16 protein-coding genes and 1 pseudogene are annotated in these 17,292 nt (G+C 70.9%); 11 read left to right on the top strand and 6 right to left on the bottom strand.

All coding sequences use genetic code 11. From position 1 onward, the window contains the following. Positions 1–497: pseudogene (locus tag A5702_RS24355) on the top strand (formate hydrogenase); the annotation flags it as partial. A gap of 10 nt (positions 498–507) precedes the next feature. Here A5702_RS24355 and A5702_RS24350 read toward each other — a convergent pair. After that, positions 508–1,419, bottom strand: a complete 912-nt coding sequence (locus A5702_RS24350; RefSeq protein WP_068224558.1) for an A/G-specific adenine glycosylase — start codon at positions 1,417–1,419, stop codon at positions 508–510. Here A5702_RS24350 and A5702_RS24345 point away from each other — a divergent pair. Next, entirely contained in the window at positions 1,418–2,035 is a 618-nt protein-coding gene (locus A5702_RS24345) for a carbonic anhydrase (RefSeq protein WP_055399787.1), read from the top strand. The genes A5702_RS24350 and A5702_RS24345 overlap by 2 nt on opposite strands. 115 nt (positions 2,036–2,150) lie before the next feature. Next, entirely contained in the window at positions 2,151–2,957 is an 807-nt protein-coding gene (locus A5702_RS24340; protein ID WP_156669735.1) for a hypothetical protein, read from the top strand. Here A5702_RS24340 and disA read toward each other — a convergent pair. Genes disA through A5702_RS24325 form a run of 3 tightly spaced genes read right to left on the bottom strand, consistent with a single transcriptional unit; the run spans position 2,954 to position 6,062 of the window. Then, on the bottom strand, positions 2,954–4,027 hold the full coding sequence (disA, locus tag A5702_RS24335) for a DNA integrity scanning diadenylate cyclase DisA (protein WP_055399785.1): 1,074 nt from the start codon (positions 4,025–4,027) through the stop codon (positions 2,954–2,956). The two genes, A5702_RS24340 and disA, sit on opposite strands and share 4 nt — an antisense overlap. Further along, on the bottom strand, positions 4,024–5,454 hold the full coding sequence (radA, locus tag A5702_RS24330; protein WP_068224551.1) for a DNA repair protein RadA: 1,431 nt from the start codon (positions 5,452–5,454) through the stop codon (positions 4,024–4,026). Before radA ends, disA begins: the two co-directional genes overlap by 4 nt. A gap of 59 nt (positions 5,455–5,513) precedes the next feature. After that, the gene (locus A5702_RS24325; protein ID WP_055399783.1) at positions 5,514–6,062 is read right to left on the bottom strand and encodes a hypothetical protein; all 549 of its coding nucleotides are present in this window, start codon (positions 6,060–6,062) and stop codon (positions 5,514–5,516) included. A 287-nt stretch (positions 6,063–6,349) separates the two neighbouring features. Between A5702_RS24325 and carD the strand changes: the two genes are divergently transcribed. The 6 genes from carD to A5702_RS24295 all read left to right on the top strand — a co-directional run bounded on the left by carD (position 6,350) and on the right by A5702_RS24295 (position 11,449). Further along, a complete protein-coding gene (gene carD, locus A5702_RS24320) occupies positions 6,350–6,838 on the top strand; it encodes an RNA polymerase-binding transcription factor CarD (protein ID WP_007166539.1) in 489 nt (162 codons plus the stop codon). Positions 6,839–6,854: 16 nt separating this feature from the next. Continuing rightward, positions 6,855–7,526 carry a 2-C-methyl-D-erythritol 4-phosphate cytidylyltransferase gene (gene ispD, locus A5702_RS24315; protein ID WP_068224550.1) on the top strand — a complete coding sequence of 224 codons (672 nt, stop codon included), beginning with the start codon at positions 6,855–6,857 and terminating at the stop codon, positions 7,524–7,526. Continuing rightward, the gene (gene ispF, locus A5702_RS24310; protein ID WP_068224548.1) at positions 7,523–8,002 is read left to right on the top strand and encodes a 2-C-methyl-D-erythritol 2,4-cyclodiphosphate synthase; all 480 of its coding nucleotides are present in this window, start codon (positions 7,523–7,525) and stop codon (positions 8,000–8,002) included. The genes ispD and ispF overlap by 4 nt, the downstream gene beginning before the upstream one ends. A 129-nt stretch (positions 8,003–8,131) precedes the next feature. Further along, positions 8,132–9,550 (top strand): cysteine--tRNA ligase, encoded by a 1,419-nt coding sequence (gene cysS, locus A5702_RS24305; protein WP_068224547.1) that lies wholly within the window; start codon positions 8,132–8,134, stop codon positions 9,548–9,550. Continuing rightward, complete coding sequence (gene rlmB, locus A5702_RS24300; RefSeq protein ID WP_068224543.1) at positions 9,551–10,483, top strand: 23S rRNA (guanosine(2251)-2'-O)-methyltransferase RlmB; 933 nt, start codon at positions 9,551–9,553, stop codon at positions 10,481–10,483. It abuts the gene before it with no gap. Beyond that, the gene (locus A5702_RS24295; RefSeq protein WP_068224541.1) at positions 10,484–11,449 is read left to right on the top strand and encodes a glycerophosphodiester phosphodiesterase; all 966 of its coding nucleotides are present in this window, start codon (positions 10,484–10,486) and stop codon (positions 11,447–11,449) included. A 1-nt stretch (position 11,450) separates the two neighbouring features. Here A5702_RS24295 and A5702_RS24290 read toward each other — a convergent pair whose 3' ends face one another. Beyond that, positions 11,451–12,839, bottom strand: a complete 1,389-nt coding sequence (locus A5702_RS24290; RefSeq protein WP_068224567.1) for an NAD(P)/FAD-dependent oxidoreductase — start codon at positions 12,837–12,839, stop codon at positions 11,451–11,453. 176 nt (positions 12,840–13,015) lie between these two features. On the opposite strand from A5702_RS24290, the gene A5702_RS24285 reads away from it, so the two are divergent. Both A5702_RS24285 and A5702_RS24280 read left to right on the top strand, forming a co-directional pair. Then, positions 13,016–15,649, top strand: coding sequence for an AAA family ATPase (locus A5702_RS24285; RefSeq protein WP_068224538.1), 2,634 nt, complete (start codon positions 13,016–13,018; stop codon positions 15,647–15,649). Positions 15,650–15,732: 83 nt separating this feature from the next. Beyond that, the gene (locus tag A5702_RS24280) at positions 15,733–16,044 is read left to right on the top strand and encodes a DUF3303 domain-containing protein (protein WP_068224535.1); all 312 of its coding nucleotides are present in this window, start codon (positions 15,733–15,735) and stop codon (positions 16,042–16,044) included. Here A5702_RS24280 and A5702_RS24275 read toward each other — a convergent pair. Continuing rightward, positions 16,041–17,282 carry an SLC13 family permease gene (locus A5702_RS24275; protein ID WP_068224532.1) on the bottom strand — a complete coding sequence of 414 codons (1,242 nt, stop codon included), beginning with the start codon at positions 17,280–17,282 and terminating at the stop codon, positions 16,041–16,043. The genes A5702_RS24280 and A5702_RS24275 overlap by 4 nt on opposite strands. Positions 17,283–17,292: the final 10 nt, after the last annotated feature.

Here is a 17,292-nt window from a genome sequence, read left to right as displayed (position 1 = left end):
ACCGGTTCGCAGGGACCGCGGTCCTGCATCGAGAAGACGCTCACGCGCTCGGGTGCCTGGGCTATGTCGCGCGCGCGAGCGGCATACGCACCGACGCCCGACTCGAACACCCCACCGCCGCACTGCCGGTCACCGAGATCGACGCCACCGCGGGCGACGTGCTGGCCCGCTACACCGCGCGCCGCGACGAATTCGCGGCTGCCACCGAGCTCGCCGGCCACCTGATCGAATCACACCGCGGCCCAACCGAATACACGGAGTCCGTGCCGGCGCATCCTCGGCCCCGCAGTGGCATCGGCATCGTCGAGGGTTGGCGCGGCACCATCGTCCACCGCGTCGAAATCGACGCCGCCAATCGGATCACTCGCGCGAAGATCGTCGACCCGTCGTGGTTCAACTGGCCCGCACTGCCCGTCGCGATGGCCGACACCATCGTTCCCGACTTTCCACTGGCCAACAAAAGCTTCAACCAGTCCTATGCCGGCAACGACCTTTGATCGCCAGCGACTACTCTTCGCCCGCAAGGGCGAACCGGCCGTCGGCCGTCTGCGCGACCAGGCCGTCGGCCAGCAGCGAGTACAGGGCGCGGTCGCGCTGGGCGGTATCGGTCAGCCACGCCACGTCCAGCGCCGCCCGGGTGACCGGGGAATCGCTGCCGCGCAACACATCCAGCAGGCGTCCGCGCACCTGCCGATCGGTTCCGGCGTAGGTCTGCACCCGCCGCGCCGGACCCTGCGCCGGGGCGTAGCCGGTGTCCCGCCACGCGCACCGGGTGAGCGGACACAACCCGCAGCGCGGGGATCGCGCCGTGCACACCGTGGCACCGAGTTCCATCAGGGCAACCGAAAACGTCGGGGCGGTGCCATTTTTCGGCAGCAGCGCGGAGACCTCGGCCATGTCCCGCACCGCCGACGCCGAACCGCCGTCCGCCAGCCCCCGCACGGCGCGCGCCACCACCCGGCGCACGTTGGTGTCGACCACCGGGACCGGTTGCCGGTAGGCGAAACAGGCGATAGCGCGCGCGGTGTAGCTGCCGACGCCGGGCAGCGTCAGCAGGGTGTCGACGTCGTCGGGCACCACGTCGTCGTGGTCGCGCGCGATGACGGTCGCGCATTCGTGCAGGCGCTTGGCGCGTCGGGGATAACCGAGCTTGCCCCACGCGCGCAGCACGTCGGCGGCGCTGGCGGCCGCGGTCGCCGACGGGGTGGGCCAGCGCCGCACCCAGTCTTTCCAGATCGGCAACACCCGCGAGACCGGCGTCTGCTGCAGCATGAACTCGCTGACCAGGATCTGCCAGGCGCTGACGTCGGGTTCGCGCCAGGGCAGGTCGCGGCGGGACCGTTCGTACCACTCGAGTAACTCATCGGCCGAAATATTTGGCCGCCCGTTAACCGGCGGATGCGGCATGATGTCAGCCATGCCTAACACCAGTCCGGTAACCGCGTGGAAAGCACTCAAAGAGGGTAACGAGCGATTCGTCGCCGGGAAGCCCCAGCATCCCAGCCAGAGTGTGGAACATAGGGCCAGCCTGGCCGGCGGTCAAAAGCCCACCGCGGTCGTGTTCGGCTGCGCCGACAGCCGGGTGGCGGCGGAGCTCATTTTCGACCAGGGTCTGGGCGACATGTTCGTGGTGCGCACCGCCGGGCAGGCCATCGACTCGGCGGTGCTGGGCTCCATCGAGTTCGCGGTGGCGGTCCTCGACGTGCCGCTGATCGTCGTCCTGGGCCATGACAGTTGCGGTGCCGTCAAGGCCGCCCTCGCCGCCATCAACGACGGCGCGATCCCCGGTGGCTTCGTGCGCGACGTGGTCGAGCGGGTCGCGCCGTCGATCCTGATGGGCCGCCGCGACGGCCTCAGCCGCGTCGACGAGTTCGAGGAACGGCACGTGCGCGAAACGATCGCCCAGCTCATGTCGCGTTCGTCCACCATCGCCGAGCGGGTGTCCGCGGGCACCTTGGCGCTGGCGGGCGCGACCTATCACCTCGCGGACGGGCGGGCCGCGCTGGTCGATCACGTCGGTGACATTGGCGAATAGCGGGCGAATAGCGGGCGAATAGCGGCCGGCACTAACACGGCGGTCAGCCAGCAAACCCCGCGACACGCCGGGGCGGGTCAGGCAACTCGGCGTGACCTGGACCTACGCTGCAAACGTGCTGGATCTGGAACCGCGTGGCCCGCTACCCACCGAGATCTATTGGCGGCGCCGTGGCCTGGCCGTGGGCGTCGCGGTCGTCGTCGTCGGGATCGCGGTCGCCGCGGTCATCGCCTTCATGGGGCACACCGGGGGCGCCAAGCCCGCCAGTGCCGACAAGTCCAATTCCGCTCAGGGCAAGCCCGGTTCGCCCGCGCCGCAGGCGCCGCCGACGGCCGCGCCCGGCGAGCAGCCCACCGCGGTGGCGCCGCAACAGGGGCAGAACCCCGAGATGCCCACCCCGACCGCCGCGGTGCAGCCGCCACCGGTGCTCAAGGAGGGCGACGACTGCCCCGATGCGACGCTGGCCGTCAAGGGCCTGACCAATGCGCCGCAGTACTTCATCGGGGATCAGCCGAAGTTCACCATGGTCGTCACCAACATCGGCCTGGTGTCGTGCAAGCGGGACGTGGGGGCCGCGGTGCTGGCCGCCTACGTGTACTCGCTGGACAACAAGCGGCTGTGGTCGAACCTGGACTGCGCGCCGTCCAACGAGACGCTGATCAAGACCTTCACCCCGGGTGAGCAGGTGACGACCGCGGTGACGTGGACGGGGATGGGGTCGGCGCCGCACTGCCCGCTGCCGCGGCCGGCGATCGGGCCGGGCACCTACAACCTCGTCGTCCAGCTGGGCAACCTGCGTTCCCAGCCGGTTCCGTTCATCCTGAACCAGCCGCCACCGCCGCCGGGACCGGTGCCCGGGCCGGGCCAGCCGGCCGCCGCGCCCCCGCCGGAGGCGCCGCCGGCCCCGGTTCCCACGGGTTAGCTCAGCGGGTCGGCGATAGTCGACTCCGCCAGTTGCGAGAGCCCCTCCCGCACGTGGCGGGCCCACATCGCGCCGATGCCCTCGACCGATTGCAGGTCGCCTGCGCTGGCCGCCAGCAGGCCCTGCAGCGTCCCGAAGGACCGGACCAGTAGGTCGGAGTGCGCGAACTGCAGCCTCGGGATGCTGGCCAGCGCGCGGTAACCGCGCGGGCTGACCGCCGAATCCTGCGCCTCCGCCGTCGTCGGATAGCCGAAAACCTTTGCCAGCGCGGTCAATTCGAGTAGCTCGGTGTCCGAGAGGGCGTCCAGCTCGTCGAGGGTGGCGGTCATCTGCGCCTTCGACAGCGGCTCCGGGCTGGCGTGATAGTCCCGCACGGTCAGTTCCCGCGCGATGTCGTTGCCGCCCAGCAGCTCGTCGAGCTGCAACCGCAGCTGGCGCCCGTCGGTTCCCAGCTCGACGACGTCGTCGTCGATCACCAGGCCGATCCGCCGGACCAGCTCGAGCCGCTGCACCACCGTCATCACATCGCGCAGCGTCACGAAGTCCTCGATCTCGGCGAGGGACAGTTGCCTGCTGACCTCGTCGAGCCTGGTCTTGTAGCGCTCCAGGGTCGCGATCGCCTGGTTGGCCCGGGACAGGATGGTCGCGGAATCGGCCACCACGTGGCGGTCCCCGCCGACGTAGACGGTCACGATGTTCATCGAGTGGCTCACCGAGATCACCGGGTAACCCGTCTGGATCGCCGCCCGCTCGGCCGAGCGGTGGCGGGTGCCCGATTCGTCGGTGGGGATCGACGGGTCCGGCACCAGCTGGACGTTGGCCCGCACGATGCGGCTGCCGTCGGTGGACAGCACCACGGCGCCGTCCATCTTCGCCAGCTCGCGCAGCCGGGTCGGCGCGTAACGGACGTCGAGGGCGAAGCCGCCGTCGCAGATGGCCTCGACGTTCTCGTCGTTGCCCAGGACGATCAGCGCGCCGGTGCGGCCGCGCAGGATGCGCTCCAAACCGTCGCGCAGCCCGGTGCCCGGCGCCAGGCGGGCGATGGTCTCACGCAGTGTCGGACGGGTCACAGCGTGTCATTGTGCGGCCCCAGCGCGTTACGCGTCCAGCCGTTGCGGGGACCGGCGATCGCTTTCATGTGCTGCAGTGCGGCCACGATCGTCGGCGCCCTGAGCGCCCGCATCCCGCTCGGCACGATCTCGCGCCGAGGATCGTCGCCGTCGGGGATGAGGGCGATGGTGAATCCCTGGCGTGCAGCCTCGCCCAGCCGGCGCTCCATGCCGCTGACCCGGCGCAGGTCACCGGCCAGCCCGACCTCGCCGATCATCACCGCCGTCGTCGGCAACGGCAGGTCGGAGTACGCCGACGCCAGCGCCATCGCGACGGCCAGATCCGAGGACGGATCGGTCAACCGCATGCCGCCCACGGTGGACAGGTAGATGTCGTGGACACCGACGGTCAGCTTGCCGTGCTTTTCCAGCACGGCGCTGATCATCGCGGCCCGGGAGTGGTCGATGCCGCTGACCGCGCGGCGCGGCGACCCGCCGCCGGGCATGGCCAGCAGCGCCTGGACCTCGCCGATCAACGGCCGCTTGCCGTCCAGGGTCACGGTGATCGCGGTGCCCGCGACCGGCGCGGGCCGCTGATCCAGAAAGAGGTTCGACGGGTCGGACACGTCCTCGATTCCGTTGTCGTGCAACAGGAAACAACCGACCTCGTCGGCCGCGCCGAACCGGTTCTTGACCCCGCGAACCATCCGCAGCGACCCGTTGCGGTCGCCCTCGAAATGCAAGACCACGTCCACCAGGTGCTCGAGCGACCGCGGCCCGGCGATGGCGCCGTCCTTGGTGACGTGGCCGACCAGGATCAGCGCGACGCCGTTGGCCTTGGCGGCCGCCGTCAGCGCCGCGGTGACCGCGCGCACCTGCGTCACCCCACCGGCGACGCCGTCGGCCTCCGTCGTGGACATGGTTTGCACCGAATCGACGATCACCAGCGCGGGCCGCACGGTCGCGATGTGGTCCAGCACCGTGTGCACGTCGGATTCGGCGGCCAGGTACACCTCGTCGGAGCCGCAGCCGATGCGGTCCGCGCGCAGCCGGATCTGCCCGGCGGACTCCTCGCCGGAGATGTACAGCGCGCGCCGGCCCGAAAGCGCCCAGCGATGGGCCACCTTGAGCAGCAGCGTCGACTTGCCCACGCCCGGATCGCCCGCCAGCAGCGTGACCGAACCGGGTACCACACCGCCCCCGAGCACCCGGTCGAGCTCCCCGACGCCCGTCGAGCGGTGCTGGCTGGCGTTGGGCTCGACGGACGTGATCGGGACGGGTCGCGAAGCCGTGGCCGACGCCGGCCCCGCCCGGCGGCCGCCGACCGCGCTCAGCACCGGCGCCTGGTCGACGGTGCCCCAGGTGCCGCACTCCAGGCAGCGGCCCACCCACTTGGCGGTGACGTGCTGGCATTCGGAGCAGCGGTACTGGGAGCGCGGATTTGCCACGCCATGACGGTATCGAGCCGGTACGACAAATCCCGGCTATGACAGGCGGTTACGCCCCGCTAGCTTTGCTGCGGCTGGTCCAGCCCGGCCGAAACCGGCACCAGCACGGTCGCCTGACCGGCCTTCTCGAAGTTGAAGGTGAAGTTGTACAGCAGCCCGTTGCTGATCGGCTTTGCCAGGTTGACGGTCGCCCTGGCCGCGTTGCTCGAGCCCATCGGCCCGGGCGCCACCTTCTGGCCCTCCGGGGTCCCGATCAACAACATGCCGCCGGCGGGCAGCCGACCGTCTCCGCTCACGGTCACCGAGCCGACGTCGCTGGTGATGCTCACCAACCTGTCCGGCACGCTCGGCGACTGGTTGACGGCCACCAGCACCAGCTCCACCGCCTGTCCGGGCTGGATGGCGGCGCCGGTCTGCTGGGCCTGCATGCGGATGTCGCGCAGCGCCACGTTGTTGAACGTGACCTTGTTGCCGTTGATCGCGGGCTCCTGAACGGCCATCTGCGAGACCTGGCCGGCCCCGCAGCCGCTGAGCACGAGCGCGAGCAACAGGCCGGCGAGCACGGTCAGCGCGGGGCGGACGGGGAGGCTCATCTCGAAGCGGTTCACTCAATGCCTCCTGCTGGGCCGGTTCGACGGATGCAACTATGCACAGTAGTAGGAAGGTTTCCCGTGCGATAGCGCGGGGCGTAAGACCAGCCCGGAAGCCCTTCGGCGGGGTCCGTTGGGGCCGCCCTCGGGGCCGAATGACGACGTTGGTAATGTGCGTCACTGCACGTTCTGCTCGCCCTGTCAACCCCTAATCTGCGCGTGTTGTGCCCCTGACCTGCATCGTTGCTCCGCACGCGATTGGGCGGCCGTGTTAGGATTGACGTAACGAAAGGGGCTCGAATCAGATGATCTTCAAGGTCGGCGACACCGTTGTTTACCCGCATCACGGTGCTGCGTTAGTCGAGGCGATTGAAACCCGCACCATCAAAGGGGAACAAAAGGAATATCTCGTCTTGAAGGTGGCGCAGGGAGACCTGACCGTTCGAGTGCCCGCTGACAACGCCGAATACGTCGGTGTCCGCGACGTCGTGGGCCAGGAAGGCCTCGACAAGGTGTTCCAGGTGTTGCGGGCCCCGCACACCGAGGAGCCGACGAACTGGTCGCGCCGCTACAAGGCCAACCTGGAAAAGCTGGCCTCCGGCGACGTCAACAAGGTGGCCGAGGTAGTGCGCGACCTGTGGCGTCGCGACCAGGAACGCGGTTTGTCCGCCGGTGAGAAGCGCATGCTGGCCAAGGCCCGCCAGATCCTGGTCGGAGAATTGGCCCTGGCCGAGAGCACCGACGACGCCAAAGCGGAAACCATCCTCGACGAGGTTCTCGCCGCCGCTTCCTGAAGGCCCTGACGCACCGGTGGTCACGGGCACGGTCGTCGCGGTGGTCCCGGCCGCAGGGTCGGGGGAGCGATTGGGCGCTGGCATTCCCAAGGCATTCTGCGAGGTCGATGGGCGCACCCTGCTGGACCGCGCCGTCGCCGGTTTGCTGGCTTCTTCCGTCGTCGACCACGTGGTGGTCGCCGTTCCGGCGGCCCGGGTCGACGAGGCCAAGCGGGCCCTGGGCGGGCGGGCGACCGTCGTCGCCGGCGGGGCCGACCGCACCACATCCGTGAGCCTGGCGCTGGCGGCGCTGCCCGGTGACCCCGAGTTCGTGCTCGTCCACGACGCCGCCCGCGCCCTGACGCCCCCCGCGCTGATCGTGCGGGTGGTGGAGGCGCTGCGGGCCGGGCACGGCGCGGTCGTGCCCGCGCTGCCGCTGCATGACACCATCAAGGCCGTGGACGCCAACGGAGTGGTCCTGGGCACGCCCGAGCGGGCCGGCCTGCGCGCCGTGCAGACCCCGCAAGGGTTCGCCCGCGAGCTGCTGCTGCGGGCCTACCAGCGCGCCGGCACCGCCGAATTCACCGACGACGCATCGCTAGTCGAGCACGTCGGGGGCCAGGTTCAGGTGGTCGACGGCGACCCGCTGGCCTTCAAGATCACCACCCGGCTCGATCTCCTGCTGGCCGAAGCGATCGTGCGCGGGTGAGCGAGCTGCCGCGGGTCGGCCTCGGCGTCGACGTGCATCCGATCGAGCCCGGGCGGCCGTGCTGGCTGGTGGGGTTGCTGTTCGACGGGGCCGACGGCTGCGCCGGCCACTCCGACGGCGACGTGGGGGCGCACGCGCTGTGCGACGCGCTGTTGTCGGCCGCGGGGCTGGGCGATCTCGGCGCCGTCTTCGGGGTCGACGAGCCGTGCTGGCGGGGCGTCAGCGGCGCCGACATGCTGCGCCACGTCGCCGACCTGGTGGCGCGCGCGGGCTTTCGACTCGGAAACGCCGCGGTGCAGCTGATCGGCAACCAGCCCAGGGTCGGTCCCCGCCGTGACGAGGCGCAGCGGGTGCTCACCGAGTTGCTGGGCGCGCCGGTGTCGGTTTCGGCGACGACGACCGACGGTTTGGGGCTGACCGGCCGCGGCGAGGGACGCGCCGCCATCGCCACCGCACTGGTGGTTCCCGCCGGCTGAGGCGCGCTCGCCCGAGCGTCACGCCAGCGTGGCGTCGGGCGCCGACAGCCGCGCTGGCGTGACACTCGAGGGGCGCCGCCGGGATCGCGGTCGCCGGTCACGACAATTGGCCCGGTAAGCTGGCACGTCGTGACCGATCGCGCCCGTCTGCGGCTACACGACACGGCGGCCGGTGCCGTGCGTGACTTCGTCCCGCTGCGCGAGGGCCACGTCTCCATCTACCTGTGTGGCGCCACCGTGCAGGGCCTGCCGCACATCGGGCATGTCCGCAGCGGCGTGGCCTTCGACATCCTGCGCCGGTGGCTGATGGCGCGCGGTTGCGACGTCGCGTTCATCCGCAACGTCACCGACATCGAGGACAAGATCCTGGCCAAGGCCGCCGCGGCCGGCCGCCCGTGGTGGGAGTGGGCGGCCACCTACGAGCGCGCCTTCAGCGCCGCCTACGACGCTTTGGACGTCATGCCGCCATCGGCCGAACCGCGAGCCACCGGGCACATCACCCAGATGGTCGAATTGATGGACCGCCTGATCGAAACCGGACACGCCTACGCGGCCGCCGGCGACGTCTACTTCGACGTGCGCAGCTACCCGGACTACGGCCAGCTGTCCGGGCACAAGATCGACGACGTCCATCAGGGCGAGGGCGTGGCCACCGGCAAGCGCGACCAGCGCGACTTCACGCTGTGGAAGGGCGAAAAGCCCGGAGAACCGTCGTGGCCCTCGCCGTGGGGCCGCGGCCGTCCGGGCTGGCACCTGGAGTGCTCGGCGATGGCCCGCACCTACCTGGGCCCAGAATTCGACATCCATTGCGGCGGAATGGATTTGGTGTTCCCGCACCACGAGAACGAGATCGCGCAGAGTCGCGCCGCTGGCGACGGGTTCGCCCGCTACTGGCTGCACAACGGCTGGGTCACCATGGGCGGCGAGAAGATGAGCAAGTCGCTGGGCAACGTGCTGGCCATCCCGGCGCTGCTGGAGAGGGTGCGACCGGCGGAGCTGCGCTACTACCTGGGCAGCGCGCATTACCGGTCGATGCTGGAATTCTCCGACACCGCCCTGCAGGACGCGGTGAAAGCCTATGTGGGCGTTGAGGAATTCCTGCACCGCGTCCGCGTTCGCGTCGGCGCCGTCGAGCCCGGCGAATGGACCCCGCACTTCGCCGAGGCGCTCGACGACGACTTGGCCGTCCCGGCCGCGCTGGCCGAGGTGCACCACGCCCGCGCGGAGGGCAACCGGGCCCTCGACAGCGGCGATCACGAGGGCGCGCTGCGGCATGCCCGCGCGATCCGCGCCATGATGGGCATCCTGGGCTGCGACCCCCTCGACGAGCGCTGGGAGACCCGCGACGAGACGTCGGCCGCCCTGGCCGCCGTCGAGGTGCTGGTGCGGGCCGAGTTGGAAAACCGGGAAAAGGCGCGCGAGCAACGCAATTGGGCACTCGCCGACGAGATCCGGGATCGGCTGAAGATCGCCGGCATCGAGGTCACCGACACCGCCGACGGGCCGCAGTGGTCGCTACAGGCCGGCGAAGAAAAGCGCACCGACTAGATGGCCGGCAATTCGCGGCGCCGCGGGGCGATCCGCAAAGCGGGCAGCAAGAAGGGGCCCACCGTCGGCTCGGGCGGCCAGCGCCGCCGGGGCCTGGAGGGCCGCGGACCCACCCCGCCGGCGCACCTGCGCCCCAACCACCCCGCCGCCAAGCGCGCCCAGTCCCAGTCGCGCCGGCCCGCCAAGCGGCCGACCGACGAGACGGAAACCGTGCTCGGCCGCAACCCGGTGCTGGAATGCCTGCGTGCCGGTGTCCCGGCGACCGCCCTGTACGTGGCCGTGGGCATCGACGCCGACGAACGGGTCACCGAAAGCGTTGCCCGCGCCGCGGATTCGGGCATCTCGATCCTCGAGGTGCCGCGCACCGACCTGGACCGGATGACCAGCAACCACCTGCATCAGGGCATCGCCCTGCAGGTGCCTCCGTACAACTACGCCCACCCCGACGATCTGTTGACGGCCGCGCTCAGCGCCCCGCCCGCGCTGTTGGTCGCGTTGGACAACATCTCCGATCCCCGCAACCTGGGCGCGATCGTGCGGTCGGTCGCGGCGTTCGGCGGTCACGGCGTGCTGATCCCGCAGCGGCGTTCGGCGTCGGTGACCGCGGTGGCCTGGCGCACCAGCGCCGGCGCCGCGGCCCGCGTCCCGGTGGCCCGGGCCACCAATCTCACCGGGACGCTTAAGGATTGGGCCGACCGCGGCATCCGGGTGATCGGCCTGGACGCCGACGGCGACACCATGGTCGACGACGTGGACGGCGCCGACCCGCTGGTGGTGGTCGTCGGGTCGGAAGGCAAAGGGCTGTCGCGACTGGTGCGGCAGAACTGCGACGAGGTGGTGTCCATCCCGATGGCCGGGCAGGCCGAATCGCTGAACGCCTCGGTGGCCGCCGGGGTGGTGCTCGCCGAAATCGCCCGTCAGCGCAGGCATTAATTGTTAGCACGCCTCGTCGCCGCGCTGCTGGGGCTGGGCCTGCTCTGTGCGTCGACCGCCTCGGCGCAACCCGCCGGCTTCGACCTGCAGGCCCACCGCGGCGGGCGCGGGGAGACCACCGAGGAATCGTTGCGCGCGTTTGCGAAGGCGCTCGAATTGGGCGTCGACACACTCGAACTCGACGTCAACATCACCAGGGACGGGCAACCGCTGGTGTGGCACGACCCGACGATCGACGCCGAGAAATGCGCCGACACCGGACCCGCGTTCACCGGCGACCCGCAGTACCCCTACGTCGGCAAGCTGGTCCACGAGCTGACCGTGGCCCAGATCCGCACGCTCGACTGCGGGCGGCGGCTGGCCGAGTTCCCCGGCGCCGAAGTGGTGCGGGGCAACAAGATAGCCGTCCTGCCGGAGGTGTTCGCGCTCGCCGACTCCTACCACGCCGCCGTGCGCTACGACATCGAGACCAAGGTGGCGGCCGACCGGCCCGGCACGTCGGCCGACCCCCAGCAGTTCGTCGACGTGATCCTGGCGGCGGTCAGATCGGCGGGCAAGCTCGACCGGGTGGAGATCGAAAGCTTCGACTGGCGGACGCTGCCGCTGGTTCACCGTGCCGAGCCGTCGATTCCGTTGGTCGCGTTGTACAACGAGCAGACGTGGTCCCCGGGCTCGCCGTGGCTGGCCGGCGTCGACGCCGGCGCCGTCGGCGATCCGATGCTCGGCGCGCTGCTGGTGGGCGCCAACGTCGTCTCGCCCCGTTACGCGCTGGTCGCCGGGGCGGCCTATGTCGACCACGCGCACGCGTTGGGGCTCAAGGTCATTCCATGGACCGTCAACGACGCCGGCGCCATGCGCGAGCAGATCGGTTACGGCGTCGACGGCATCATCACCGACTTCCCGACCCTGCTGCGCGGCGTGCTGGGCGAACTCGGGATGCCGCTGCCGCCGGCCTACCACCGGTAGGTCAGGGCACCGCCTTCACCAGAACGTCGGCGGGCGCGTCAGTTTGCTCGACACCGTGCCGGCGCCCGCGGGCGGCGCGCCAGATCATGTTCGGGCGCAACAGTTTCGTCGCGGGGTCGACGAGCGAGGTCACCTTGATGAACTGATTGAACGCGACGGTGTCGCTTTCGGCCGCCGCGAGCACGCGATCGACGTACTTGTTGAACAATCGCGCGACCAGCGGTGCGGTGCCCTCGATTTCGGGCAGGGCGAGGTCGGGGTTGGTCGACAGCTGCCACGCCTGGCGAATCGGCGCCGCCGCGGCGCGGAAGAAGCGCCGCGCCAGGTCGTCGCCGCCGGCGGAGAGGCAGTCGCGCAGCGCCAACGCCTCGAGCGCGGCCACCGTCATGCCCTGGCCATAGATCGGGTTGAAGCTGCAGATCGCGTCGCCGGTGACCAGCAGGCCCTCGGGGAAGCGCCGCATCCTGTCGTAGCGCCGCCACCGGCTGCACGGCACCCGGTGCCGCACCGGCTCCCCGATGGGTTCGGCCGCGCGCACCGCGGCCAGCAGATGGGCCGGCGCGCAGTCCGCCACGAAATCACACAACGTCGCAAGATCGAGCGTCTTCGGCTCCTCGCCGGCCACCCCCATCACCGTGAGCAGCCAGGTGTCGTTCTCGCAGTGCAACAGGCCGCAACCCCTCGGCCGGCCCGGCACGATCCCGACGAGGAACCCGAGCTCCCGCGGCGCGTCCGACGTGATCCGCAGCGCCTGGCTGGCGTACGTCAGCTGGACGACGACGCGATCCTCGCGCGGGCGCTCGTATCCCAGGCTTTCCAGCCACGTGGGGGTGCGGGCGGCGCGCCCGGTGGCGTCGACGACCAGGTCCGCGTGCAGCGTGACGGGTTCGCCGCTGTGTTGACCGACGACCCGCACCCCGGTGACGCGGTGATGGTCCGCCGTTGAGATCAGGCCCAAGATGCTGTGGTCGTCGAGCACCGTGACGTTGGGGATCTCACGCAGCCGGATGCGGACGTGGTCCTCGAGGAAGGGCCGGGTCGCGCTGTAGGCGGTCAACCCGGTGGCGCTGCCGCGCCGCGCCATCAGGTGGCCGCCCACGTTGTAGTACAGCCCGGACAGGTCCTGGCCGTCGAAGTACTGTGCGCCGTCGAGGATCATCTCGTCGAGGACGCCGGGGAACATCCCCTCGATCACCTGGGCGCCCCGGGCCAACAGCGCGTGCAGGTGCCGGCCCTGCGGCACGCCCCGGCGGGCGGTGTCGGCGTCGGGGAGCGGGTCGCGCTCCACGACGGTGACCGTGTCGAAGAAGTCGGCGAGCGACCGCGCGGCCAGCAAACCGGCCATGCTCGCTCCCAACACCACCGCGTGATTACCGATCCTGGCCCTCATGTCGGACATGACCCGCCGCCTTTCTGACCCGCAAGCTGACGAAAGCCATGCTCACAGCGCGCGCTGGGGGCCGATAGCGTAGTCCGCTACGCGACTTGGGTGAGCGGACCGGGCACGGCGCGCCGAAACGCCGACAATCGGCCACGCCGCTGCCGCCGCGCGGTTATAGTCGCCGCGTGATCAGCGGTGATCTGCTGATTGGGCGCGACAACGAGTTAGCAACCATTCGACGCGCCCTGAGCGGGGCTGACCAGCACTCCGGGGTGCTGATCGCGGGCGCCGCCGGGGTGGGCAAAACCCGGCTGGCCCGCGAAGCGCTGCGGCGCGCCGGGGCGTCGGGTGAGCGCATCAAATGGATTGTCGGCACCCAGTCGGCCCGCGCGCTGCCACTCGGAGCCTTCATCGGCCTCCTCGGCGACGCGATGTCCGATCCGCTGACCAACGTTCGACGCGTGATCGAGTCGTTCGTGGCGCGCCAGCATCGGGGCCGCGTGGTCATCGGGGTCGACGACGCGCACCTGCTGGATGGGTTGTCGGCGCTGGTGATTCACCAGCTGGCACAGTCCGGCGGGGCCCGGCTGGTGGTCACGGTGCGCACCGGCGGCGAAGAGCCCGACGCGGTGACGGCGTTGTGGAAGGACGGCCTGCTGAGTCGCCTCGACCTGGAGCCGCTCTCCGCCGCGGCGACGCGCGAGGTGATCGAGCGGACGCTGGGCGGTCCGGTCGACGCGCGATGCGCGGCCCGGTTCCGGCGGCTCACCGGCGGCAACACCCTGTTCCTTCGGCAGCTGCTGAGCGATCAGATGGCGGCCGGACGGGTCCGGCGGGTGGCCGGGGTGTGGATGTGGGACGGTGACGTCGCGGTTTCGGCCAGCCTGTCCGAAACGGTGGGGCGCCAGCTCGGCCGCCTGACCCCGCCGCTCGCGCTGGTCGTCGACACCCTGTCGCAGTGCGAGCCGCTGCCGGTGGACCTGTTGTGCGACTTGGTTTCTCGCGAGGACTTGGTGGCCGCCGAAGCGATGGGCCTGGTGAACGTCGAACGCACCGCCGGCGGTTTGGTGGCCAGGCTCGCGCACCCGCTGTACGGGGAGCTTCGCCGCGCCGGCGCCGGCGAGATGTATCTGTCGAAGATCCGGGGCAGGCTGGCGACGCGGCTGGCGCGGGACGGCGACGCCGACATGCAGGCCACGGTGCGCCGAGCGCTGCTGAGCCTGGAGTCGGATCTGGACCCGCAACCGGAGCTGTATCTGGAATCGGCCCGGCACGCGATGTCGCTGTTGGACCTGGAGCTGGCCGACCGGCTTGCCAACGCCGCCGCGCAGGCCGGGGCGCCTGGGGCGGCGGGGGTGCGCGCGACGAACCTGGTGCTGCTCGGTCGCGGCGAGCAGGCCGAGGAGGCCTTGCGCGCGATCACCGAGGGCCCCACCGGCGACGCGCCGGACGGCCATTACTGGGCGACCCTGCGTGCCGCCAACCTGGTGTGGATGCTAGGCAGGCCGGCGGACGCCGCGGTGATCCTCGACGGCCTTGCCGAGGCGTCCGAGACGCCGGCCCAGGTGGCCGCGCGGTTGGCGGTGCAGGCTTGCCTGGATGCGGTGGCCGCGCGCTGTCAGCTCGCGGCCGAAAGGTCCAGGGCCGCACTGGATTCGGATGGGCTGCCGGATTTCCACGCGATGATGGCGTCGTTGGCCTTGATCATGGCGATGGGGGCGTTGGGACGGGTCGACGGCCTGGCCGCCGAGGCCGAGCAGGCGCTGCGCCGGGCGACCACATCCTTCGAGGCCTCGCACATGCGGTTCTGGTTCGGCGCCGTCTACGGGCGGGCTTGCCGGTTGACGGGCCGCATCGACGAATTCGTCAGTCTGGCAAAGACAATGGCCGACGCGGCGCGCGACGTCCCGGGTCTGGCCTACGCGAACCTGGCCCTGCTGCTCGGCAACGCCGACCTGGCCCGCGGCGCAGTCGCCGAAGCGGCCCGGCTGGTCCACGAAGCCCTCGCCGGTGCGCAAATACACGCCACCACAAGCGGTCTGCGACCGGCGAGCTATTTCGCCCTGGCCGAGGCGCACGGCAAGCTCGGGCACCCGGCCGAAGCGAACGACGCGGTCGCCGGGGCGCGGTCCTGCGTGCCGGCCGACTACTTGTTCATGCACACGGGCCTTTCGCTGGCCAACGGGTGGGCGCTCGCGGCAAGCGGTCGCCGCGGCGAGGCGGTCGCGACCGCGCAGAGCGCCGCGCGGCTCGCGCGCGAGCGCGGGCAGCCGACCCACGAACTGGCCTGCATTCAGGCCTCGGCGCAATGGGGGGACGCGTCGGGGGCGCCGCGGGCCCGGGAGCTGGCCGGGGCGTTGTCGCTGCCGCTGGCCGACGCCATCGCGTCGCACGCGGAGGCCCTGCTGGCCGGGAATGGCGAGGGTCTACTGGCGGTTTCGGCCGCCTATCGGGCGATCGGTGACCGGGCCGCGGCCGCCGACGCGGCGGCGCAGGCGTCCGCGGCGTTCATCGACGGCCAACAGCACAAGCGCGGCCTTTACGCCGCGGCGCTGGCCGGCGAATTGGCCGAGGAATGTGGCGGCCTGTGCACACCGGCGTTGCGGACGCCCGCGGGCCTCAAGCTGTCGGGTCGCCAGCGCGACGTCATCGAACTCGCCGTGGCCGGTCTGTCCAACCGCCAGATCGCCGAGAAGTTGGTGATGTCGGTGCGCACGGTGGAGGGCCACATCTACCGGGCCTGCCAGCGGGTGGGCGCTCAGTCACGCGAGGAACTGGCGACCATCATCCGGTCGGGGCCGGGCGCCGGGTCCGGTTGACGCCGTTTCGAGTAGGCGGCTACGCATGCGCCGAACGTAATCCGGCCCTAGCGTTGCGATCCCGACGAGAAAAGGAGATCGCGATGAAATACGTGGTGGCTTGGACATATCGCCTGAACGGAACGGCGGCCGAGAACGACGAAAGCTTGCGCCGCGGCCTGGCCGCGTACTCGAAGTGGTCGCAACCACAGACCACGACGTATCACCAGTTCGTCGGCCGCATCGACGGCGGCGGTGGATTCGCGGTGCTGGAATCCGACGATCCGGCCGATTTGGTCGAGACCACAAGCCAATTCGCCACCGTCCTGGATTACCGGATCTATCCCGTCGTCGACATCGCCGAAGCGGCGCGGGCGCTGCAGCAGGGAGTCGAATTCCGGGAGGCGATCGGCTAGGCGCCGAGCAGCCGCACCGAAGCCCACAGGGCGAGCACCGCGATCACCAGGGAGACGGGCACGGTGCACAATCCGAGGCGGCTGTATTCGCCGACGCCGGCGTCGACGTCGTGCTGGCGAAGCACGCGCCGCCACAACAGGTTCGACAGCGATCCGACGTAGGTCAGGTTGGGGCCGATGTTGACGCCGAGCAGGACGGCCAGGATGGCGACCGGTCCGCTCGGCGCGACCAATGGCAGCAACACCAGGGTGGCGGGCAGGTTGTTCACGACGTTCGCCAGCACGGCGGCCACCGCGGCGATGGCCAGCAGGGCGGGCAGCGTCGAGCCGGAGGGCAGCACCGCCGACATCGCCCTGTCCATGCCGTTGACCATGACCGCCCGCACCACCACACCGAGGGCGAGCACGAACACCAGGAACGACACGTGCACCGAACGGGCGATGTCGACCACCGAGGTGTGTCCCCTGCTCAGGCTGCGCACGGCCAGCACGACCGCCCCGGCGAGCGCCACCCAGGCCGGCGCCACCCCGATGGATTGTGCCACCGCGAACCCCGCGAGCGTCAGCCCCACCACCACCAACACGAACACCGGCGGCCGCGGCGCCGGTCCCGGCTGCTCCGGCCGCGGCTGCACCCGCAGGTCGCGCGCGAAGAACCAACGGAACACCGCGTACAGCGTGACCACCACGCCGAGCCACGGCAACGCCATCAGCAGGGTGAACCGCGTGAACGAAAGGTGGGCGGCGTGGAACGCCAGCAGGTTGGTCAGATTCGACACCGGCAGCAGCAGGGAGGCGCCGTTGGCCAGGTGTGCGGTGGCATAGGCGTACGGCCGCACCGGGGTTCGCAGCCGGCGGACGGCCGCCAGCACCACCGGGGTCAGCAACACCACCGCGGTGTCCAGGCTCAGCGCGGCGGTGATCAGGGAGGCGATGACGAACACCCGGCGCAACAGGCCGCCCGATCCGACGCGCCCGCGGGTGATCGCCGCACCCGCCGCCTCGAACAGGCCCTCGTCGTCGCACAGCTTGGCCAGCACCAGCACGGCACCGAGGAACCCGACCACCCCCGCAAGCCCGGCCACCTCCTCGACCGCCTGATGCACCGATATCGCGCCGACCGCGATCAGGATCAGGGCCGCCGGAACCGCCGCCACCGCCTCGGGCCAGCCCCGCGGGCGCACCACGGCGAAGGCCAGCACGGCAGCGAGCAGCACCAGCGCAAGGGTCAGGGTCAATGTAACCGCT

This window comes from Mycobacterium sp. E3339 (assembly GCF_001666915.1).
In the GTDB taxonomy this organism is placed as follows: Bacteria; Actinomycetota; Actinomycetes; order Mycobacteriales; family Mycobacteriaceae; genus Mycobacterium.
Note: the sequence above shows the minus strand (reverse complement) of the source record. Positions and strands in the feature narration are given on the sequence as shown.

Coding starts and splice junctions, on each gene's coding strand:
- A5702_RS24350 (WP_068224558.1), bottom strand. CDS start 1,419: ATGGCTGACATCATGCCGCATCCGCCGGTTAACGGGCGGCCAAATATT.
- A5702_RS24345 (WP_055399787.1), top strand. CDS start 1,418: ATGCCTAACACCAGTCCGGTAACCGCGTGGAAAGCACTCAAAGAGGGT.
- A5702_RS24280 (WP_068224535.1), top strand. CDS start 15,733: ATGAAATACGTGGTGGCTTGGACATATCGCCTGAACGGAACGGCGGCC.
- rlmB (WP_068224543.1), top strand. CDS start 9,551: ATGGCCGGCAATTCGCGGCGCCGCGGGGCGATCCGCAAAGCGGGCAGC.
- A5702_RS24290 (WP_068224567.1), bottom strand. CDS start 12,839: ATGAGGGCCAGGATCGGTAATCACGCGGTGGTGTTGGGAGCGAGCATG.
- carD (WP_007166539.1), top strand. CDS start 6,350: ATGATCTTCAAGGTCGGCGACACCGTTGTTTACCCGCATCACGGTGCT.